Origin of the sequence: Modicisalibacter radicis (genome assembly GCF_900961225.1) — a bacterium.
GTDB lineage: Bacteria > Pseudomonadota > Gammaproteobacteria > Pseudomonadales > Halomonadaceae > Modicisalibacter.
This window is the reverse complement of record NZ_CAAHFN010000049.1, coordinates 1-20,096: the sequence shown is the minus strand read 5'-3', so window position 1 is coordinate 20,096 and position 20,096 is coordinate 1. Positions and strand designations below refer to the sequence as shown.

The following is a 20,096-nucleotide window of genomic DNA, read 5'->3' as shown; positions in this document are numbered from 1 at the left end:
TGCCGAGTACTCTAGAACCTCAAGTAAACTTGAGGTCAAGGAGGTCGCGATGAACCAATTCAAGCCGCGCAAGCGCGAGCTCTCGGTGGGCGAGGTCGCCGCACGCTGCGGGGTGGCGGTATCGACGCTGCACTTCTACGAGGCCAAGGGGCTGATCGCCAGCCGGCGCAACGCCGGCAACCAGCGCCGTTACGCCCGCGATGTACTGCGCCGCGTGGCGATCATCAAGGTCGCCCAGCGCACCGGGGTGCCGCTGGCCGAGATACGCGAGGCATTGCAGGCGCTGCCGGCCTGGCGCAGTCCCGGTGCGGCGGACTGGCAGCGCCTGTCGGTCACCTGGCGGGCCCGGCTCGATGCACGCATCCGGCGTCTGGAGCGGCTGCGCGACCAGCTCGACGGCTGTATCGGCTGCGGTTGCCTGTCGATGGACGCCTGCCCGCTGCGCAACCCCGGCGATGTGCTCGGCGAGGAGGGGCCCGGCGCCCGGCTGCTGGAGCCCTGAGCCGTCCCGCCCGGGGAGCGCGCTCAGGCCTGGGGCGAGAGCACCGCGGTGTACACCGCGACGTAGTGGCACACGCTGCCGCCCAGCACGAACAGGTGCCAGATGGCATGATGGAAGGGAATCGCGCGGATCGCGTAGAACACCACCCCCAGCGTGTAGGTGATGCCCCCGGCGACCAGCCAGGCGATGCTGGTGTCGGAGAGGTGGGTGCCCATGGCATCGCTGGCGACCACGATCAGCCAGCCCATCACCAGATAGACTGCCACCCGCAGCACGCCGAAGCGCTGCGGCCAGATCAGCTTGAGGGCGATGCCGCCGACCGCCAGGCCCCATATCACCGCGAACAGCGTCCAGCCCAGCGGGCCGCGCAGGTTGACCAGCAGAAAGGGCGTGTAGGTGCCGGCGATCAGCGCATAGATCGCGCAGTGGTCGACCACCTTCATGGCCCGCTTGAGGCGCGGGCGGCGCACGCCGTGGTAGAGCGTCGAGGCGGTATAGAGCAGTACCAGCGTGGTGCCGTAGAGACTGACGCCGACGATCTTCCAGGGGTCGATCCGGGCCGCGAGGCTGGCCAGTACGATCAGTGCCACCATCCCGGCCAGCGCGAAGGCGGCGCCGATGCCGTGACTGACGCTGTGCAGCACCTCCTCGAGCAGGCTGTAGCCGTCGCCGTCGTCGGGTGGGCGGGTCTCTTCTGGCAGACGGGAACGGGGCATCGGGCTGTCTCCTCGGTGACTACGGCGCCGCGACGAAACCACGCCGGGGCGGCGAACGACCGAACGTGTTCAGGGCTTGCGCCGGCTTTCCACGTCGCCCGCCGGGGTGAAGTCCTCCAGCGCCATGAGGTGGCCGAGCTTGCCGGCCTTGGTCGACAGATAATGTTCGTTGTGGGGATTTCGACCGGTGGTCAGCGCCAGTCGTTCGCTGATGGTCACGCCGTCGCGGGTCAGGGCGTCGACCTTGCGCGGGTTGTTGGTCATCAGCTTGAGCGAGCGTACGCCGAGGTGCTCGAGCATCGGCACGCACAGGTCGTAGCGGCGCAAGTCGGCGCCGAACCCCAGGTGCTCGTTGGCCTCGACGGTGTCGTAGCCCTGGTCCTGCAGGTGGTAGGCACGGATCTTGTTGAGCAGGCCGATGCCGCGACCTTCCTGGCGCAGGTAGAGCAGCACGCCGCGACCCTCGGCGGCGATGCGCTTGAGCGCTTCCTGGAGCTGGAAGCCGCAGTCGCAGCGCATCGAGAACAACGCATCGCCGGTCAGACATTCGGAATGCACGCGGCCGAGCACCGCTTCGCCGATCGACACGTCACCCAGCGTCAGGGCGATATGATCCTTGCCCGTCGCCTCGTCCTCGAAGCCGTGCATGGTGAAGGTGGCCCAGGGCGTGGGCAGCTGGGAGGCGGCGATGAAGCGTATCGTCACGATGATCCTCGACTGCGAACCGGCGGGCACCAGCGCCCGGCCGATGGAAACGTCCCATGATAGCAGGATAGCGGCTCCGGCTCATCAGCGATGCACCGCGACAGGCGCCCAGGGGGCATCCAAGGGGCGTCGAATGGCCGGCCATCCGTTACAATGGCGCAAACTCACGAGTCGACGAGGGCCCGATGGAACTTCACAACGACCGTCTTCTTCGCGCCCTGGCGCGCCAGCCGGTGGACCGTACCCCGGTATGGATGATGCGCCAGGCCGGGCGCTACCTGCCCGAGTACCGCCGGGTGCGCGGCGAGGCCGGCAGCTTCATGGACCTGTGCCGCGACACCGCGCGGGCCTGCGAGGTCACCCTGCAGCCGCTCGAGCGCTACCCGCTGGATGCCGCGATCCTGTTTTCCGACATCCTCACCATCCCCGACGCGATGGGTCTGGGGCTGTACTTCGAGACCGGCGAGGGTCCCAAGTTCAAAAAGCCGGTGCGCACCCAGGCCGACGTCGAGGCGCTGAGCCTGCCCGATGCCGAGCGCGACCTCGATTACGTGATGAACGCCGTCGCCGCGGTACGTCGCGAGCTCAACGGCCGGGCGCCGCTGATCGGCTTCTCGGGCAGCCCCTGGACGCTCGCCACCTACATGGTCGAGGGCGCCTCGAGCAAGGACTTTCGCCACGTCAAGGGCCTGCTCTACGGCAACCCCGAGGCGATGCACCAGTTGCTCGACCTGCTGGCCCAGGCGGTCACCGACTATCTCAACGCACAGATCCGCGCTGGCGCCCAGGTGGTGCAGATCTTCGATACCTGGGGCGGCACGCTGTCGACGCCGGCCTACCTGGAGTTCTCGCTGCGCTACATGGAGCAGATCGTCGCCGGTCTGATCCGCGAGCACGACGGCCGCCGGGTGCCGGTGATCCTGTTCACCAAGAACGGCGGCCAGTGGCTCGAGCAGATCGCCGCCAGCGGCGCCGATGCGCTGGGCCTGGACTGGACCACCGAACTCAGCGACGCCCGCGAGCGGGTCGGCCACCGCGTGGCGCTGCAGGGCAATCTCGACCCCAACGTACTGTTCGCCCGCCCGGCGGCGATCCGCGCCGAGGTGGCGCGCATTCTCGACAGCTACGGCACCGGTCCGGGGCATGTCTTCAACCTCGGCCACGGCATCAGCCAGTACACCGAGCCCGAGCAGGTCAGCGCCTTTCTCGATGCGCTCCACGAACTCAGTCCGGCTTATCATGCCGACTGAGCGTGCGGCATATCCGCTGCGGCGCCACCGGCGCTGGCTGGCCGCGGCCGCCACCCTGGTCGTGGCCCTGGTGATCGCCTGGGGCAGCCTGTCGCCGGTCGAGGCGCTGCCCCCGGACCTGCCCTGGGACAAGTTCAACCATCTCGTCGCCTACGCCGCACTGGCGTTGGCGCTCGGCCTGACGGGCCTGTCGGCCTGGCGGGCGGCGGCGCTGGCCATCGCCTACGGCGTGGCGATCGAGTTCGCCCAGAGCGCGGTGCCCGGCCGGACAGGCAGCGACTGGCTGGATATCCTCGCCAACAGTCTCGGCGCGCTGCTCGCCTGGCTGGCACTGGTTGTCTGGCAGCGTTACTTGGCGCACCGCGGCTAGGCAGCTAGCTCGTTTGGCGCATTGCCTGCCGCCATGTGCCGGAGCGGGGTCGGGCGCTCGGGCGTGGAAAGGAGCGCTTCATCGCGGTGCGTGACGCCCACGTCAGGGCGACTTTGCGGTGCGCCGGGGCCTGTCGGTGATGCGGCTCGGTTGCGTTGGAGCTACGTTGATTGATGGTGTGACGGCTTTAGGCGACAGGTTGGAACACTCCTTGCAAGCGTTATGGAGCCATGCTTGAGCATGCACTCAAATTACAACGCAAGGGAGTCGATTCCACTATGCGATACAAGAACAAGAACCTGTTACTGCTACCTGCCGCCGTACTGGCTGCCTCCGTGACCTCCCAGGCCCAGGCGGCCACGCTCGACGACGTCAAGGGTAACGGCGAATTCCGCTGTGGGGTGAGCACCGGTCTGCCCGGCTTCTCCGCGCCGGACGAGGATGGCAACTGGCAAGGGCTCGACGTCGAAGTCTGCCGTGGCGTTGCGGCCGCCGTGTTCGGCGATCCGGACGCGGTGAGCTTCACCCCGCTGACCGCCAAGGAGCGTTTCACCGCGCTGCAGTCCGGCGAAATCGACGTGCTGTCGCGCAACACCACCTGGACCGCGACCCGCGACAACTCCCTGGGTCTGAACTTCACCGGCGTCAGTTTCTACGACGGCCAGGGCTTCCTGATCCGCAAGGAGCTCGGCATCGACAGCGCCACCGAACTCGATGGTGCCTCGATCTGCGTGCAGTCCGGCACCACCACCGAACTCAACATGGCCGATTACTTCAAGGCCAACGACATGCAGTTCCAGCAGGTCGCCTTCGATACCTCGGACCAGACCGCGCAGGGCTTCGACAGCGGACGCTGCGACGTGCTGACCTCCGACTCCTCGCAGCTCGCCGCTTTGCGCCTGCAGCTCCAGGACCCGTCCAGCGTCAAGATCCTCCCCGAACGCATCTCCAAGGAGCCGCTGGGCCCGGTGGTACGCCAGGGCGACGATCAGTGGTTCGATATCGTCAAGTGGTCGCTGTTCGCCATGCTCAACGCCGAGGAACTGGGAGTGACCAGCGAAAACGTCGACGCCATGAAGGCCAACCCGCCGAACCCCGATGTCGCGCGCCTGCTGGGTACCGACGGCCGCTACGGCGAGCAGCTCGGGCTGAGCAACGACTGGGCCTACGACATCATCAAGCAGGTGGGCAACTACGGCGAGGTCTACGCCGGGACCGTGGGTACCGATTCGCCGCTGGAGATCGAGCGCGGTATCAATGCCCTGTGGACGGACGGCGGCATTCAGTACGCTCCGCCGGTCCGCTGAACGCGACATGATGTCCCCGCACCGCGCGCCTCGGCGTGCGGTGCATTTACCCTGCCCGAAGTAGAGACATTCCATGTTGCGTCCATCCACCTCCATTCCCCGGCGCGGGCGTGGCCCCCTGTGGCGTGATCCGGCCATCCGAGCCCTGGTGGTGCAGATTGCGCTGTTCGTGGGGCTGGCCGCCGTCATCGGTTATCTGGTCCACAACACGCTGGCCAACCTCGATGCCCGCGGCATTCGCACCGGCTTCGACTTCCTCGGCGAGCGTGCGGGCTTCTCGATCCCGCAGACGCTGATCGACTACTCCAGCGACGACTCCTACGGTCGTACCTTCGTCATCGGCCTTCTCAATACCCTGCTGGTTTCGGCGCTGGGCATCGTCGCCGCGACGATCATCGGCTTTGCGGTGGGCATCGCCCGGCTGTCGCCCAACTGGCTGCTGGCCAAGCTGGCGGCGGTCTACGTCGAGGTGTTCCGCAACATTCCGCTGCTGGTACAGATCCTGTTCTGGTATTTCGCGGTGCTGCGTTCGCTGCCCTCGCCTCGCGACAGCCTGTCGCTGTTCGACGCCTTCTATTTCAACGTGCGGGGGCTGGTGACACCGGCGCCGCTGCCCCTCGAGGGCTTCGCCGCCACGCCCTGGGCATTGCTGGTGGCGACCGTCGCCGCCGTGGCGCTGGGGGTCTTCGCCCGCAGGCGGCAGGCCGCCACCGGCAAGGCATTGCCCGTCTACTGGCTGGGCGCGACGCTCATCATCGGCGTACCGCTGATCGTGTTCGTCGCCACCGGCATGCCGCTGGAGTGGTCGATGCCCGAAATGACCGGCTTCAACTTCCGCGGCGGCATCAACGTCATGCCGGAACTGATGGCGCTGTGGCTGGCTCTGTCGGTGTATACGGCGGCGTTCATCGCCGAGATCGTGCGCTCGGGGATCCAGTCGGTGCCCCATGGCCAGACCGAGGCCGCGCGCTCGCTGAGCCTGCCGGGCGACATCACCCTGCGCAAGATCGTGATACCCCAGGCGATGCGCGTGATCGTGCCGCAACTGACCAGCCAGTACCTGAACCTGATCAAGAACTCGTCGCTGGCCACCGCCATCGGCTACCCCGACATCGTGGCCGTGTTCGCCGGCACCACGCTCAACCAGACCGGCCAGGCGATCGAGATCATCGCCATGACCATGGCCGTGTACCTGGTCATCAGCCTGTCGGTGTCGTTGCTGATGAACATCTATAACGCGCGCACGTTGCTCAAGGAGCGTTGAGATGGCCGCGATTCCCAATACTGCCCGCGTCGAGATGATCGAGGCCCGCCTGCCGCCCAACCAGAGTCGTGGCCTGGTCGGCTGGCTGCGAGCCAACCTGTTCTCCGGCCCGCTCAACTCGCTCGTCTCGATCGTCACCATCGTGGTGCTGGTTCGGCTGATCTGGCCGTTTCTGGAATGGAGCCTGTTCGACGCCGACTGGATAGGTACCACCCGCGAGGATTGTTCCGGCGAGGGCGCCTGCTGGGTGTTCATCTCGGCGCGCTTCGAATCGATCGTCTACGGCTTCTACCCGGAAATGGCGCGCTGGCGGGTCGATATCGTCTTCGCCATGATGGCGCTGCTGATCGCCTGGCTGGCGATCCCGCGGCTGCCGGCCAAGCGCTGGGTGGGATTGTTCACCCTGGTCGGCTTCCCGGTCGTCGCCTACTTCCTGCTGGTGGGCGGCAGTTTCGGCCTGCTGTACGTGCCAACCCGCGAATGGGGCGGGCTGATGCTGACCCTGACCGTGGCCACGGTGGGCATAGTCGGCTCCCTGCCGCTGGGCGTGCTGCTGGCACTCGGCCGACGCTCGAAGATGCCGCTGGTCAAGGGCGTGAGCGTGATCTTCATCGAATTCTGGCGCGGCGTGCCGCTGATCACCGTACTGTTCATGGCCTCGGTGATGCTGCCGCTGTTCGTGCCCTCGGAGGTCGAGTTCGACAAGCTGCTGCGCGCGCTGATCGGCATCATGTTCTTCTGGAGCGCCTACATGGCCGAGGTGGTGCGCGGCGGCCTGCAGGCGATCGACAAGGGGCAGAACGAAGCCGGCCAGGCGCTGGGACTGGGCTACTGGCGACGCATGAGGCTGATCATCCTGCCGCAGGCGCTCAAGCTGGTGATCCCGGGTATCGTCAACACCTTCATCGCGCTGTTCAAGGACACCTCGCTGGTACTGATCATCGGCCTGTTCGACCTGCTGGCGATCATCCGCGCGGGGCTGACCGACACCAACTGGCTGGGCTTCGCGATGGAGGGCTACGTCTTCGCGGCGCTGGTGTTCTGGATCTTCTGCTTTGGCATGTCGCGCTACAGCCAATACATCGAGCGCCGGCTGCACACCGGCCACTGACCGGCCTCGGCGCCCGGAACGCTCCGGCGCCGTGTGCGACCACGACAACAAGACGCCCGACCGACGCCATGTCCGCCGGGCAAACGATTACCAGGAAGAACAGTCATGAGCGAAGCAAGCGCCCCTCGCAGCGATGGCGAGGCGATGATCGAGATTCAGCATCTCAACAAGTGGTATGGCGACTTCCACGTGCTGCGCGATATCGATCTTACCGTCAAACGCGGCGAGCGGATCGTCATCTGCGGGCCCTCGGGGTCCGGCAAGTCGACGCTGATCCGCTGCATCAACCACCTGGAGGCGCACCAGCAGGGCGAGATCGTCGTCGGCGGCGTGCACATGACCCAGGACATCAAGCGCATCGAGCAGATCCGCCGTCAGGTGGGCATGGTATTCCAGCACTTCAATCTGTTCCCGCATCTCACGGTGTTCGAGAACTGCTGCCTGGCCCAGGTCTGGGTGCAGAAGAAGCCGCGTCGCGAGGCAGAGAAGACCGCCATGGAATATCTCGAGCGGGTGCAGATCGCCGATCAGGCCAAGAAGTACCCCGGGCAGTTGTCCGGCGGCCAGCAGCAGCGCGTGGCGATCGCCCGGGCGCTGTGCATGCGCCCCGAGGTGATGCTGTTCGACGAGCCCACCTCGGCGCTCGACCCGGAGATGATCAAGGAAGTCCTCGACGTCATGGTCGAACTGGCCAACGAGGGCATGACCATGCTCTGCGTGACCCACGAGATGGGTTTCGCCAAGACCGTCGCCGACCGGGTGATCTTCATGGACCAGGGCCAGATCATCGAACAGGCGCCACCCGAGACGTTCTTCAACAACCCCCGGTCGGAGCGCACCCAGCTGTTCCTCAGCCAGATCCTCGGTCATTGACGACGCGCCGGCCCATCGCTACAGGCTGGGTTCCTGGCGCGGCGGGCGCGTGGCGGTGCGGCCCGCTTCGCCCTGATCGTTCACACTGGCGCCGTCCCCGGCGGCCGGTTTCAGCGGCTGACGGGGGCGCGTCACCCGAGGGCTGCCGACCACGCCCTCGTCGGGGTCCATGGGCCTGGCCCCGTTGACCCAGGCGCTGTCGGGGTCGTGAACCGCCGGGCGCCGGTCGAAGGCGCGTGTGACCATGGCGCCGGGCGCGAAGCCTTGACGCAGGCCGGCGAGATGGTAAGGCAGCATCAACAGCTCGGCGAGCAGGCGCAGGCCGACCAGCGCCAACAGCCACAGGCCGGCCTCCAGCACCAGTGTCGGCCAGCGCTCGGCCCACGAACCGCCGGCCAGCAACGGGCTGCGCAACGCCAGCCAGGCGAGTCCGGCGATCACCAGCGTGAGCTGGGCCACCACGTGACAGAACACCAGGGTGCGCCGCGGCAGCGGGCGGCGCAGCAACAGAAAATCGCGCATCTTGCTGTTTCTCTCCGGTTGAAATCATCGGCATGACGGCGCGGTTGCTTTTCGGCAGTCCTTGCCGGTTAGCCGATACTAACAGCTAAGCGGGAAGGGAGATAATCGCTCCGTGGCATGCATCGTCTTGCCGCTGCCGCGCTCGAAGCGGGGTAGGCGCGGGGACAGGCGGGCGGGGCGAGTCGCCGTCGGCACGATCCATCGGGCCGCTGCCGGGGTGGGTTGTTGAACGCATCGCCGTGATCGACCATTCTGGAGATATCGCGTCCTCGTGAATCGCGATGGGAAAGGACGATGCCAAGGAACAAGGAGACTCCATGACGACCTATATCGTAGTCACCGACGCAGCGCGTGCCCGGGTATTCGCGCGTGACGCCGGGGTACTCAACGAGATCGAGGATCTGGCCCACCCGGAAAGCCGTGAACATACCGGCGACCTGCGTACCGGCGGCAAGGGCGAGGCCGGTGGTGGTGGCGGTCCCAACCTGCGCCAGACCGGCAACGACGACGCTACCTCCGAAAAACACGCGATGTTCTTCGCCAAGGAGGTCGCCGATTACCTCAAGAACGCCCGTTCGCAGGGCAAGGCCGACAGCTTCGTGATCGTCGCCGCGCCCAAGTTCCTGGGCCAGCTGCGCGACAAGATGGACTCGAACACCCGCGACATGGTCATCAAGGAGCTCGACAAGGATCTCTCCAAGGCCTCCAAGGAGCAGATCGCCGAAGCGCTCGGCTACGCCTGATCACCGCTTCCGATATCCCCGGAATACCTGGGCCGGGCCCGCCAGGGCCCGGTTACCTGCCCATCCCCGCTCGCCTGCCATCCAGCACCGGGCGCTCGCTTGATCGACGGCAAGCCTGGTTCGAATTCCCCTTAAGTTTGATTGACGCAAGCCGATAGCACGCCTATAGGCGGCGTTGCGTCACCTGCCGGCGTCTCCCGCATAATTCCAACTATCCCAAGCGAGATTCCCGTCATGTTGTCTTCCCTGAAGCGCCGCCCCCGGGTGGCCATAACGATCATTCCGAGCGGCTCGGCGATCCCCGATGTCCCGCGCCTGACGCGCTCGGCATCGCGCCCACCAAGACCCGGCCTCAGCGTGCCTGGAGAGAGAGAAGGCTATGCACTTTAAATCCGTTCGCACGCTGGTCACCGTGCTGGTGGGCAGCTGTATACTGCTGGTCGCCGCCGCGCTGGTCATCTACTCGTTGATTGCCAACGCGCGCTCCCAGGCGCTGGTGGACTCCGAGACCCGCACACTGCTCGAGCAGAACATCGAGCAGCGTCTGAGCGCGGTGGCCTCTGCTCAGGCCGAGCGCATTCAGGCCCGACTCGAGCATGCCCTGACGCTGGCGCGCAACCTGGCGGCCAGCAACGCGATGATGGGCCGCGAGCAGGCCAACGGCCTGCCGCAGCTGTCGCTGAGCCGCCAGGAGCTGTCGAACCTGGTGCGCCAGACGGTGGTCGACAACCCCGGCCTGCTGGATGCCTTCATCGGCTGGGAGCCCAACGCCTTCGGCAACGATGCCTATTTCACCGGCCGCGAGGATCAGGGCTACGGTGAGGATGGCCGGTTCATGCCCTGGTGGTATCGCACCAAGAGCGGAGACATCGAGGTCCTGCCGCTGGGCAGTAACATGGAGAGCCAGGAGCGCGACGCCTCGGGCATCCGTCAGGGTGAATACTACCTGTGTACCAAGGAGTCGAAGCGTACCTGCATCGTCGACCCCCATCTGTACGACTATAACGGCAAGATGCTGCTGGTCACCTCGTTCAATGCTCCCATTCTGGTCGAGGGCGAGTTTCGTGGCAGCGCCGGTGTCGACCTGTCCGTCGATTTCATCCAGGGCCTGCTGGACGAAGCCAACCAGTCGCTCTACGAGGGCGCCGGGGAAATGGCGTTGATCGCCTCTCAGGGTGCCGTCGCGGCGTTTACCGCCAATTCCGAGCTGCTCGGTCAATCCAGCGACGAGGCGTTCGACCCGGCCCTTCAGGCAAGCATCGCGCAGGCCCAGAACGGCGAGATGGTGCGTAATCTCGATGCCGGGCAGGGCATGATCGAGCTGTACTGGCCGTTTACCATCGCCGAGAGCGGCAAGCCCTGGGTGCTGATGATTCGTCTGCCCGAGAGTGCCGTCATGGCCGGCCTGCATGGGCTGCAAGCGCAGATGCAGGCTCAGCGTCAGAACGCCACGCTGGGGATGGTCGCGATGGGCCTGGCGATTGCCGGGGTCGGTCTGCTGGTCAGCTGGCTGCTGGGTGGCAGCATTGCGCGGCCGCTGCGGCAACTGGCCGAGCGCATGCGCGACATCGCCTCGGGGGGCGGCGACCTGACCCAGCGGCTGCCGGTCAGGGGGCGCAACGAAAGCGCCCAGTTGGCGACCCAGTTCAACGCCTTCGCCGACAAGATGAACGACGTGCTGCTCGATGTCCGCGACAGCAGCGATTCGGTGCGGGTGGCCTCCGAGGAGATCGCCACCGGCAGCCAGGACCTGTCGGGGCGCACCGAGACCGCGGCGTCCAGCCTGCAGCAGACCTCGGCGTCGATGGAGGAACTGACCAGCACCGTCGAGCATACCGCCGACTCGGCGCGCCAGGCCGACCAGCTGGCTGCCTCGGCGACCGACGTCGCCTCGCGCGGCGGGCGGGTGGTCGCCGACGTGGTGCAGACCATGGACGACATCGACGCCTCGTCGCGGCAGATTGCCGAGATCGTCACCACCATGGACGGCATCGCCTTCCAGACCAACCTGCTGGCGCTCAACGCCTCGGTCGAGGCGGCACGTGCCGGCGAGCAGGGTCGTGGCTTCGCGGTGGTCGCCGGCGAAGTGCGCCAGCTGGCCAGCCGCTCGGCGGAGGCCGCGCGCCAGATCAAGGGGCTGATCGACGCCTCCTCGACCAAGACCCGCGCCGGCGCCGAACTGGTGCGCACCGCCGGCTCGACCATGGACGAGATCGTCGCCAGCGTGGCGCGGGTCACCGACGTGCTCGGCGAGATCAGCGCCGCGACCGGCGAGCAGAGCCAGGGCATCGGCCAGGTCAACCAGGCGGTCGCTGAGCTCGACCGCATGACTCAGCAGAACGCCGCCATGGTCGAGGAGACCGCCACCGCCGCCGCCGAGCTCAAGGCCCAGTCGCAGCGCCTGGCCGATACCGTGGGCGCCTTCACCCTGATGCGCCGCGATGACCGGGCCGCGTCGGGCGCATTGCCCGCGCCGATGGCCCCGGCGTCGCGTCATGCCCTGCCGGCAAGCGAGCCGGCCTGAGACATCGCCGACGTCGTCCCGAACGGGCCGCCTGGTGCGGCCCGTTGCCGTTCATGCAACCGGCGCCATTTGCTCCGCCGCAGGCGCGGGACTAGGCTCAGCGGTGCAAGGAGCGCCGCAAGCCCGGGCGTGCCATATTCACAGGCAAGGAGGCAGTCAATGTCGAGCCCCGAGCACAAGCAGAAGATCTGGGAACTGATCAGCGACATCAAGGTGGGCATGCTGGTGACGCTGGACGGCCCCCAGCCGCGCGCCCGACCGATGCATCTGGTCCAGGATGCCTACGACGGGACGCTGTGGTTCTTTACCCGGCGTAGCGCCGAGAAGGTCTTCGAGACCCAGGCCGACCAGGACGTGTGCATCAGCTTTTCGGATCAGGAGGAGGGTGTGTACGTCTCGCTGTCGGGCACGGCGCGGCTCAACGACGATCGCGAGCTGATCGACAAGTACTGGAACCCGTTCGTCGCCGCCTGGTTTCCCGATGGCAAGGACGATCCCGACCTGACGCTGATGGAGATCAAGGTCGAGTTCGGCGAGCACTGGAAGGCCCGCGAGAGCAAGGTGTTCCAGCTCTACGAGGTCGCCAAGGCCAACGTCAAGAAAGGCACTCGACCCGACATGGGCGAGAACGAGAAGTTCGGCTGACCCGCGACGAGTGCCGTCGTATCGCCACGCCCGGCCCTTGCGGCCGGGCGTTTCACGTTCAGCGACCGGACAACCAGTTGGCGGCGAAGAGGTCAGCGGGTACCGGTCGGCCGGTCAGGTAGCCCTGGATGCGGTCGACCGGGAAGCGTTCCAGGGCGATGAGCTGGGCCTGTGTCTCGACCCCTTCGGCGACCACCAGCAGGCCGAGCTCCCGGGCCAGCCCGGTCACGGCCGCGAGGATCGCCTGGCCGCCCTGGCCGTCTTCGCTCAGCGACTGGATGAAGCGGCGATCGATCTTGAGGACGTCGATCGGCAACGCCTGCAGGTAGCTCAATGATGAGTAGCCGGTACCGAAATCGTCGATCGACAGGGTACAGCCCAGCTCACGCAGCGCCCCGAGAATCTGGATGGCCTGCTGCTGCTTGTCGAGCAGGGTGCTTTCGGTCAGCTCGAAGCCGATCAGGTTGGCGGGCACGTCCTGATCCTCCAGTTCGGCGCGTACCCATTCGGCCAGGTCGCGCTGCCAGAACTGGCGCGCGGAAAGGTTGACGGCCACCGGCACCGTGTCGAGTCTGGCATCCCGCCAGCTGCGCAACTGGCCGACGACGCAGCGCAGCAGGCGTTCACCGAGCGGCAGGATCAGGCCGGAGCGTTCGGCCAGGGGAATGAACTCCGCCGGCGACAGCTCGCCGAGTTCGGGGTGATGCCAGCGCAGCAGTGCCTCGGCGCTGCACAGCCGGCCGCTGGTGTAGTCGAACAGGGGCTGGTAGTGGACGTCGAGCCCCGCCCCGCTCTCGAGGGTTTCGCGCAGGGCGCTTTCCAGCGTCAGCACGCGATCGTTGTGCGCGCGCATGTCGGTGCTGAACAGGCGGTAGGTATTGCGGCCTTCCTGCTTGGCGCGGTACATGGCGGCATCGGCGTGGTGCAGCAGCCCTTCGACGCTGGTGTCGTCGTCCGGATAGAGACTGATGCCCAGGCTGCAGCCGATCCTGAACTCGCGATCGCCCAGACGGAATGGCGCGCGGATGGCTTCGATCAGCCGACGGGCCACGCGGGTGGCCTCTTCGGGGGTGTCGATCTCCGGCAGCAGGGCGATGAATTCATCGCCGCCCAGCCGCGCCAGGCTGTCGTCCTCGCGCAGGTGATCGACCAGCCGCCGGGAGGCCTGCATCAGCAGCTCGTCGCCCGCCGCGTGGCCCAGCGAGTCGTTGACCTGCTTGAAATGATCGAGATCGATGAAGATCACCGCGAGGCGTTGCGACTGGCGATGGGCGTGGCGGATCGCCAGCGACAGGCGGTCCTCGAGCAGCCGCCGGTTGGGCAGGTCGGTCAGTGCGTCGTAGTAGGCCAGGCGGCGCACCCGTTCCTCGCTCTCGCGCAGGTAGGTGATGTCGTTGAACAGCGCCGCGAAATGCGTGATCTCGCCCGCCTCGTCGCGGATCGCGGTGATGGTCAGCAGTTCCAGGTAGAGCTGGCCGCTCTTGCGGCGGTTCCATATCTCGCCGCGCCAGTAGCCGCGCGCGTGCAGGGCGTCCCACAGGTGGCGGTAGAAGGTGGCGTCGTGACGCCCCGAGGAGAGCATGGCGGGTGTGCGGCCCACCGCTTCCTCGAGGGAGTAGCCGGTCATGTGCGTGAAGGCGGGATTGACGAACTCGATGCGCGTCCGGGCATCGGTGATGATGATGCCTTCCAGCGAGGCATCGATGACCCGTTCGGCGAGTTGCAGATGATGTCGCGACTGGGCGAGAGCCTGGTCGCGCTTTTCCAGCGCTTCGCGCAGGTCCTGGAGATAGAACTGCTCGGCGCCGGACAGCATGTCGCCGAACCCCAGCAGGCCGATCACCGCTTCGCTCTCGTCGAGTACCGCCAGGTGGCGCAGGTGGTGGCCGATCAGCAGGTCGCGGGCATGGATCAGGCTATCGTCGACATGGATGCTGAGCAGCGGACGGCTGGCCAGTTCGCCGATCGGGGTGGTGCCCGGATGACGTGCCACGAAGCGCACGAGGTCGCGCTCGGTGAGGATGCCCAGCAACTCGCCGCAGCGCACGACCACGGCATCGCGGGTCGAGTCCCGCATGGTCCGCGCGGTTTCGCTCAACGACAGCCGGCCGTCGAGCACCAGCGGATTCGCATGCATCGCCGCGCGCACCTCGCGCAGGCGGAGATAGGGCTCGAGCCCCTGGTTGAGTACCACATCGGTCTGCGAGACGATACCCAGCGGTCGGCCGGTATCGTCGGCGACCAGCAAGTGCCGACACTGCTCGGTGGCGAAGCGCATCGCCGCCTCGCCGATCGGCGTGTCGGGCGACAGCGCGGCCACCGGGCGGCTCATGACCTGGGCGATGGGGACGCGCACGGCGGTCGGGTCGTCGAAGTCCACCATCAGACTGTCGTGCTCGGTCCAGATCCCCAGCACCTCGTCATTCTCCATCACCAGCATCGAACTGCAACAGCGCTCGGCCATGCGTGTGGCGGCTTCGCACAGCGGAGTGCGGGGGTGACAGTAGAGCAGGCCGGTCTGCATGATGCGCGCGATGGAAAGGTCTTGAGACATGGGTGGCTCGATCGGTGGCGGGGCGTGGATGCCGGCACGGGCACCGGTACCTGAAACGGATGAGAACGCCCAGTCTATCAGGGCGGACGATGCCTTGATCTGACCCAGGTCCGTTATTGATGCACCATCGCGGTGCGCCGTGCTTTCGGCTATGCTCGAGGGCCGGCCGTGCGGCCGGTAACCGTCCTTCGGCGATACGGCCGATCGTTGCATGGCGATGGCGTGGCGACGCGCACCGGCGCCGCCACGCCATCGCCCCGTCGTGGAGAGAGCCATGTCATCGTCCCTGCTGGGTATCCTGATCATGTGCGCGGGCGTGCTGTGCCTGGCGCTGGGCGATGCGCTCTCGAAATGGCTGGGCGGCAGCTACGATCCGATCCAGATCATCTTCTTCCGCACCCTGGTCTCGCTGCCGCTGATCGCCCTGCTGGCACGCTTCAATGGCGGCTGGGCGTCGCTCAAGACCCGCCGTCCCGGCGTGCATCTGCTGCGTGGATTGATCTTCACCGGCACCATGTTCTGCTTCGTCACCGGGCTGACCCTGCTGCCGCTCGCCGAGACCACGGCGATCGCCTTCGCCGCGCCGCTGTTCGTCACCCTGCTCTCCGGGCCGCTGCTCAAGGAGCGTGTCGAGGCGGTGCCTTTCGCCGCGTCACTGATTGGCTTCGCCGGCGTGCTGGTGGTGGTAAGACCCGGTGCGGCGGGCTTTCAGTGGGGTGCACTGATCGTCGTCGGTGCGGCGGTGTGCTACGCGCTGATGATGATCACCGCACGTCTCTATGGCGGCAAGGAACGACTGTGGGCGATGGTCTTCTATGCCACGCTGGTGCCGATGCTGGTCAGCGCCATGCTGCTGCCCAGCGTCTGGCAGACGCCGCACGGGCTGCACTGGCTGGGCTTCCTCGCCGCCGGGGTGCTGGGCGTGGGCGCGATATCGTGCATCACCCTGGCGTTTCGCTACGCGCCGGCGGCGCTGGCCGCGCCCTTCGACTACACGGCTATGGTCTGGGCGGTGCTGCTCGGCTGGTGGCTGTGGGGCGAAGTGCCGGACGTCTGGGTGTTCGTGGGTGCCGGCGTGATCATCGCCAGCGGCGTGGCGATCGCCCTCCATGAGCGCCGGGTGGCGATCAAGGCGCGGCCCAGCACCTGATCCGCACCCGGGATAACCGCCATTCCATATTGTTAGCGAATAAAAGGATAATAAACGATTCCTTAAAAGCATGAGCGACTTGCCACTAGTCTAGTAGGACCTTTGGCGATTTCTAGGATGGTGAACGCCTATGCCCAGCAAGGCGCTCGATGCGACCAACAGCCCGCTGACAGACGAGCAGGCCGCCGAGGTCAACCGCCTGGTGGCACGCCTGTCGGGTGATCAGCGGACCTGGCTGAGCGGCTATCTGGCCGGCCTGCAGGCGGTATCCGGCGAGGCGGGTGCGCCGCGCGAAGCCGCCGCCGAGCAGCACACGCTGACGATTCTCTACGGCTCCGAGACCGGCAACGCCGAGAGCGTCGCCCAGCAGGCCGGCGAGCAGGCCCTGGCCCGCGGGCTGCCGGCGCGGGTCGTCGACATGGCCGACTACAAGCCGCGCGAATTGCGCGACGAACGGCTGCTGCTGCTGGTCACCGCGACTCACGGCGAGGGCGATCCGCCCGATCCGGCGCTGGACTTCTACGAGTTCCTGCACGGTCGCAAGGCGCCCAAGCTGGGCGAGGCCCGCTTCGCGGTACTGGCACTGGGCGATTCCAGCTACGAGCATTTCTGCCAGACCGGTCGCGATCTCGATGCGCGCTTCGCGGCGCTGGGCGCGCAGCGGCTGATCGAACGCGTCGACTGCGATGTCGACTTCGATGAGGCCGCCGAGCAATGGATCCATAGCGCCCTGGATGCCGTCGGCGAGCATGTCGTCGAGGCGCCGACGGCGGCGACTTCGGTCGTCGCCGAGCCGGCGGGCATCAGCTATGACCGCCGCAACCCCTTTCAGGCCGAGGTGCTGGAGAACCAGATTCTCAACGGCCGCGGTTCCGAGAAGGCCACCCACCATATCGAGCTGTCGCTGGACGACTCGGGCATCGACTACCAGCCCGGCGACATCCTCTGCCTGATGCCGCGCAACCGCGAGGAGGTCGCCGCCGAGCTGCTCGAGGCGCTGAGCCTCGATCCGCAGCAGACGGTGGCCAGCCACGCCGGCGAGCGCCCGCTCGCCGAGGCGCTGCGCGACGACTACGAGATCACCACGCTGACCCCGGCATTCGTCGAGGCCTACGCCGAACTCGCCGAGGCCGAGGCGCTGCACGCCCTGCTCGCGGAGGGCAAGCGCGGCGACCTGATGGCTTACCTGCACGGCCGCCACATCATCGACGTGATCAACGAGCATCCGCTGAGCGAGGGGCTCGACGCCGAGACCCTGCTGGGCATGATGCGCCGGCTGCAGCCGCGCGAATACTCGATCGCCTCGAGCCATCTCGCCAATCCCGGCGAGGTCCACGTCACCGTCGCCGCGGTGCGCTACGAGAGCCACGGACGCCAGCGCCACGGTGTCGCCTCGACGTTTCTCGCCGAGCAGGCCGAGCCCGGCGAGACGGTGCCGGTCTACCTGCGCCGCAACAAGCACTTCCGGCTGCCCGAGGACCCCGACACGCCGATCGTGATGATCGGCCCGGGCACCGGAGTGGCGCCGTTTCGCGCCTTTCTCGAGGAGCGCGAGGTGAGCGGCGCCGGCGGCGCCAACTGGCTGTTCTTCGGCAACCCGCACTTTCGCACCGATTTTCTGTACCAGACCGAATGGCAGCGTTGGCTCAAGGAGGGCCTGCTGCGTCGCATGGACGTGGCCTTCTCCCGCGACGGGCCCGAGAAGGTCTACGTCCAGCACCGGCTGCGCGAGCGCGGCGCCGAGCTCTACCGCTGGCTCGAGGAGGGCGCCCACCTCTACGTCTGCGGCGACGCCGAACGCATGGCGCCGGACGTGCATGCCGCATTGATCGAGGTCGTCGCCGAGCACGGCGGGCGCAGCCCCGAGCAGGCCGGCGAGTATCTCAAGCAGCTACAGCGCGACAAGCGCTATCAGCGCGACGTCTATTAACGGAGAGAGGTCATGGAAACACCCGACCGCAGCCGTGATATCACCCAGCCGCTCGAGGCCAAGCATGCCAACGAGCGGCTCAAGGCCGAGAGCCGCTACCTGCGCGGCACCATCGAGGAGAGCCTGGCCGACCCGATCACCGGGGCGCTGGCCGCCGACGACACCCAGTTGACCAAGTTCCACGGCTTCTACCAGCAGGATGATCGTGACCTGCGCGACGAACGGCGGCACCAGAAGCTCGAGCCGGCCTACCAGATGATGATCCGCCTGCGCCTGCCGGGCGGCACCTGCACGGCCGGGCAGTGGCTGGCGCTCGACGACCTGGCGCGGCGCTACGGCGACGGCGGCCTGCGCCTGACCACCCGCCAGACCTTCCAGTACCACGGCGTGTTGAAGCGCGACATCAAGGCCACGCTGCGGGGCATCGACGCCGCCCTGCTGGATACCCTGGCGGCCTGCGGCGACGTCAACCGCACGGTGATGGCGGCGGTCAACCCGCACCAGTCGCGCGTCCATGCCGCGGTGCAGCGCTGTGCCCGCGAGGTCAGCGACCACCTGGCGCCGCGTACCCATGCCTATCGCGAGATCTGGCTCGACGGCGAGCGCGTCGACCCGGACGCCGACGAGGAGCCGCTCTACGGCCCCACCTACCTGCCGCGCAAGTTCAAGATCGGCTTCGCCGTGCCACCGGTCAACGACATCGACGTCTACAGCCAGGACATCGGCCTGATCGCCGCCGTGGAGGAGGGCGAACTGGCCGGTTTCACGGTGTGCGTCGGCGGCGGGCTGGGGCGCACCGAGAACGAGCCGGCGACCTACCCGCGGCTCGCCGATCCGATCGGCTTCTGCCGCCCCGAGCACGTCAACGAGCTCGCCGAGACCATCGTCGCCATCCAGCGCGACCATGGCGATCGCATCGACCGCAAGCATGCGCGCATGAAGTACACCATCGACGATCACGGTATCGACTGGTTCAAGGCGGAGCTCGAGCGGCGCCTGGGCTGGCAGCTTGCGCCGGTCCGCGAGGTACGCTTCGAGCACAATGGCGATCGTTACGGCTGGGTCGAGGGCGACGACGGCAACTGGCACTACACGCTGTTCATCGAGAACGGCCGCATCCGCGACTGGGACGACTATCCGCTGATGAGCGGCCTGCGCGAGATCGCCCGGGTCCATGCCGGCGAGTTCCAGTTGACCCCCAACCAGAACCTGACCATCGCCGGTATCGCCCCGGGCGAGCGCGATGCCATCGAGCGGCTGATCCGCGACCATCGCCTGGAGCGTCCGCAGCAATCGGGCCAGCTACGCCGTAACGCCATGGCCTGCGTGGCGATGCCGACCTGCGGGCTGGCGATGGCCGAGAGCGAGCGCTACCTGCCGTCGCTGATCGACGAACTCGAGCGCCGGGCCGCGGACGCCGGGATCGCCGACACGCCGATCGTGATACGGATGACCGGCTGCCCCAACGGCTGCGCGCGGCCCTACCTCGCCGAGATCGGTTTCACCGGCCGCGCCCCGGGCAAGTACAACCTCTACCTGGGTGGCGGCTTCCATGGCCAGCGGCTCAACAAGCTGTATCTCGACAATGTCGGCGAGGCGAGGATCCTCGAGACCCTCGACGGGTTGTTTCGCCACTACGCCGCCGAGCGCTGGGACGGGGAGCCGTTCGGCGACTTCACGATTCGTGCCGGTTACGTCGCAGAGGTGACCGCGGGGCGGGAGTTCCATGACTGAGAACTCCACGACCGAGTAGCCGGGCCGCGGGCGCTGCCATGGCGGGCATAAAAAAGCCGGGCGAAGCCCTAATGCCAGTCAGTTAAGCCTACCTTCAATAAGCTGATCATGAGACCTTTCCCTGTCAGGTACACTGACAGGGAAAGGTCCATGCATTTCAGCAATGCCATCGATGCCATTGCCAAGGTGGTGCCCG

The 20,096-nt window shown here is 67.0% G+C and carries 17 protein-coding genes; 13 read left to right on the top strand and 4 right to left on the bottom strand.

The genetic code is table 11. The features are described 5' to 3' along the window. The first annotated feature begins 49 nt into the window (after nt 1-49). On the top strand, nt 50-502 hold the full coding sequence (gene soxR / locus HR9077_RS03535; RefSeq protein ID WP_136065187.1) for a redox-sensitive transcriptional activator SoxR: 453 nt from the start codon (nt 50-52) through the stop codon (nt 500-502). Nucleotides 503-525: 23 nt separating this feature from the next. Here soxR and trhA read toward each other — a convergent pair whose 3' ends face one another. Together trhA and ribA are read right to left on the bottom strand one after the other, a co-directional pair. Continuing rightward, entirely contained in the window at nt 526-1,218 is a 693-nt protein-coding gene (gene trhA, locus HR9077_RS03530) for a PAQR family membrane homeostasis protein TrhA (protein WP_136065185.1), read from the bottom strand. 69 nt (nt 1,219-1,287) lie between these two features. Next, entirely contained in the window at nt 1,288-1,923 is a 636-nt protein-coding gene (gene ribA / locus HR9077_RS03525) for a GTP cyclohydrolase II (protein WP_136065183.1), read from the bottom strand. A 185-nt stretch (nt 1,924-2,108) separates the two neighbouring features. Between ribA and hemE the strand changes: the two genes are divergently transcribed. The 6 genes from hemE (at nt 2,109) to HR9077_RS03495 (ending at nt 8,098) form a co-directional block, all read left to right on the top strand. Beyond that, on the top strand, nt 2,109-3,173 hold the full coding sequence (gene hemE / locus HR9077_RS03520) for a uroporphyrinogen decarboxylase (RefSeq protein ID WP_136065181.1): 1,065 nt from the start codon (nt 2,109-2,111) through the stop codon (nt 3,171-3,173). Then, nucleotides 3,163-3,543 (top strand): VanZ family protein, encoded by a 381-nt coding sequence (locus HR9077_RS03515; RefSeq protein WP_136065179.1) that lies wholly within the window; start codon nt 3,163-3,165, stop codon nt 3,541-3,543. The genes hemE and HR9077_RS03515 overlap by 11 nt, the downstream gene beginning before the upstream one ends. 278 nt (nt 3,544-3,821) lie before the next feature. After that, entirely contained in the window at nt 3,822-4,850 is a 1,029-nt protein-coding gene (locus tag HR9077_RS03510; RefSeq protein ID WP_136065177.1) for an amino acid ABC transporter substrate-binding protein, read from the top strand. Nucleotides 4,851-4,923: 73 nt separating this feature from the next. Then, on the top strand, nt 4,924-6,114 hold the full coding sequence (locus HR9077_RS03505) for an amino acid ABC transporter permease (RefSeq protein ID WP_136065175.1): 1,191 nt from the start codon (nt 4,924-4,926) through the stop codon (nt 6,112-6,114). A gap of 1 nt (nt 6,115) precedes the next feature. After that, complete coding sequence (locus HR9077_RS03500; RefSeq protein ID WP_210725847.1) at nt 6,116-7,225, top strand: amino acid ABC transporter permease; 1,110 nt, start codon at nt 6,116-6,118, stop codon at nt 7,223-7,225. A 105-nt stretch (nt 7,226-7,330) separates the two neighbouring features. Beyond that, nucleotides 7,331-8,098, top strand: coding sequence for an amino acid ABC transporter ATP-binding protein (locus HR9077_RS03495; protein WP_458692906.1), 768 nt, complete (start codon nt 7,331-7,333; stop codon nt 8,096-8,098). An 18-nt stretch (nt 8,099-8,116) separates the two neighbouring features. On the opposite strand, the gene HR9077_RS03490 is transcribed toward HR9077_RS03495, so the two are convergent. Continuing rightward, nucleotides 8,117-8,620: a hypothetical protein gene (locus HR9077_RS03490; RefSeq protein ID WP_210725846.1), complete on the bottom strand. Its 504-nt coding sequence runs from the start codon at nt 8,618-8,620 to the stop codon at nt 8,117-8,119. 317 nt (nt 8,621-8,937) lie between these two features. Here HR9077_RS03490 and HR9077_RS03485 point away from each other — a divergent pair, with 317 nt between their 5' ends. From HR9077_RS03485 to HR9077_RS03475, 3 genes are all read left to right on the top strand, one after another. Then, nucleotides 8,938-9,363, top strand: a complete 426-nt coding sequence (locus HR9077_RS03485) for a host attachment protein (RefSeq protein WP_136065173.1) — start codon at nt 8,938-8,940, stop codon at nt 9,361-9,363. 379 nt (nt 9,364-9,742) lie between these two features. Then, on the top strand, nt 9,743-11,887 hold the full coding sequence (locus HR9077_RS03480) for a methyl-accepting chemotaxis protein (protein WP_136065171.1): 2,145 nt from the start codon (nt 9,743-9,745) through the stop codon (nt 11,885-11,887). A 159-nt stretch (nt 11,888-12,046) separates the two neighbouring features. Next, nucleotides 12,047-12,532: a pyridoxamine 5'-phosphate oxidase family protein gene (locus tag HR9077_RS03475; protein ID WP_136065169.1), complete on the top strand. Its 486-nt coding sequence runs from the start codon at nt 12,047-12,049 to the stop codon at nt 12,530-12,532. A gap of 58 nt (nt 12,533-12,590) precedes the next feature. Here HR9077_RS03475 and HR9077_RS03470 read toward each other — a convergent pair whose 3' ends face one another. Continuing rightward, nucleotides 12,591-15,086: an EAL domain-containing protein gene (locus HR9077_RS03470; RefSeq protein WP_136065167.1), complete on the bottom strand. Its 2,496-nt coding sequence runs from the start codon at nt 15,084-15,086 to the stop codon at nt 12,591-12,593. A 274-nt stretch (nt 15,087-15,360) separates the two neighbouring features. On the opposite strand from HR9077_RS03470, the gene HR9077_RS03465 reads away from it, so the two are divergent. The 3 genes from HR9077_RS03465 to HR9077_RS03455 all read left to right on the top strand — a co-directional run bounded on the left by HR9077_RS03465 (nt 15,361) and on the right by HR9077_RS03455 (nt 19,900). Next, nucleotides 15,361-16,236 (top strand): DMT family transporter, encoded by an 876-nt coding sequence (locus tag HR9077_RS03465; protein WP_136065165.1) that lies wholly within the window; start codon nt 15,361-15,363, stop codon nt 16,234-16,236. Nucleotides 16,237-16,366: 130 nt separating this feature from the next. Beyond that, entirely contained in the window at nt 16,367-18,166 is a 1,800-nt protein-coding gene (locus tag HR9077_RS03460) for an assimilatory sulfite reductase (NADPH) flavoprotein subunit (protein ID WP_136065163.1), read from the top strand. Between the two features lie 12 nt (nt 18,167-18,178). Then, nucleotides 18,179-19,900, top strand: a complete 1,722-nt coding sequence (locus tag HR9077_RS03455; protein WP_136065161.1) for an NADPH-dependent assimilatory sulfite reductase hemoprotein subunit — start codon at nt 18,179-18,181, stop codon at nt 19,898-19,900. Nucleotides 19,901-20,096 lie beyond the last annotated feature (196 nt).

Excerpts from the sequence above, each read along its gene's own strand:
- soxR (WP_136065187.1), top strand. The coding sequence starts at position 50 with ATGAACCAATTCAAGCCGCGCAAGCGCGAGCTCTCGGTGGGCGAGGTC.
- trhA (WP_136065185.1), bottom strand. The coding sequence starts at position 1,218 with ATGCCCCGTTCCCGTCTGCCAGAAGAGACCCGCCCACCCGACGACGGC.
- hemE (WP_136065181.1), top strand. The coding sequence starts at position 2,109 with ATGGAACTTCACAACGACCGTCTTCTTCGCGCCCTGGCGCGCCAGCCG.
- HR9077_RS03515 (WP_136065179.1), top strand. The coding sequence starts at position 3,163 with ATGCCGACTGAGCGTGCGGCATATCCGCTGCGGCGCCACCGGCGCTGG.
- HR9077_RS03510 (WP_136065177.1), top strand. The coding sequence starts at position 3,822 with ATGCGATACAAGAACAAGAACCTGTTACTGCTACCTGCCGCCGTACTG.
- HR9077_RS03505 (WP_136065175.1), top strand. The coding sequence starts at position 4,924 with ATGTTGCGTCCATCCACCTCCATTCCCCGGCGCGGGCGTGGCCCCCTG.
- HR9077_RS03500 (WP_210725847.1), top strand. The coding sequence starts at position 6,116 with ATGGCCGCGATTCCCAATACTGCCCGCGTCGAGATGATCGAGGCCCGC.
- HR9077_RS03495 (WP_458692906.1), top strand. The coding sequence starts at position 7,331 with ATGAGCGAAGCAAGCGCCCCTCGCAGCGATGGCGAGGCGATGATCGAG.
- HR9077_RS03490 (WP_210725846.1), bottom strand. The coding sequence starts at position 8,620 with ATGCGCGATTTTCTGTTGCTGCGCCGCCCGCTGCCGCGGCGCACCCTG.
- HR9077_RS03485 (WP_136065173.1), top strand. The coding sequence starts at position 8,938 with ATGACGACCTATATCGTAGTCACCGACGCAGCGCGTGCCCGGGTATTC.
- HR9077_RS03480 (WP_136065171.1), top strand. The coding sequence starts at position 9,743 with ATGCACTTTAAATCCGTTCGCACGCTGGTCACCGTGCTGGTGGGCAGC.
- HR9077_RS03475 (WP_136065169.1), top strand. The coding sequence starts at position 12,047 with ATGTCGAGCCCCGAGCACAAGCAGAAGATCTGGGAACTGATCAGCGAC.
- HR9077_RS03470 (WP_136065167.1), bottom strand. The coding sequence starts at position 15,086 with ATGTCTCAAGACCTTTCCATCGCGCGCATCATGCAGACCGGCCTGCTC.
- HR9077_RS03465 (WP_136065165.1), top strand. The coding sequence starts at position 15,361 with ATGTCATCGTCCCTGCTGGGTATCCTGATCATGTGCGCGGGCGTGCTG.
- HR9077_RS03460 (WP_136065163.1), top strand. The coding sequence starts at position 16,367 with ATGCCCAGCAAGGCGCTCGATGCGACCAACAGCCCGCTGACAGACGAG.
- HR9077_RS03455 (WP_136065161.1), top strand. The coding sequence starts at position 18,179 with ATGGAAACACCCGACCGCAGCCGTGATATCACCCAGCCGCTCGAGGCC.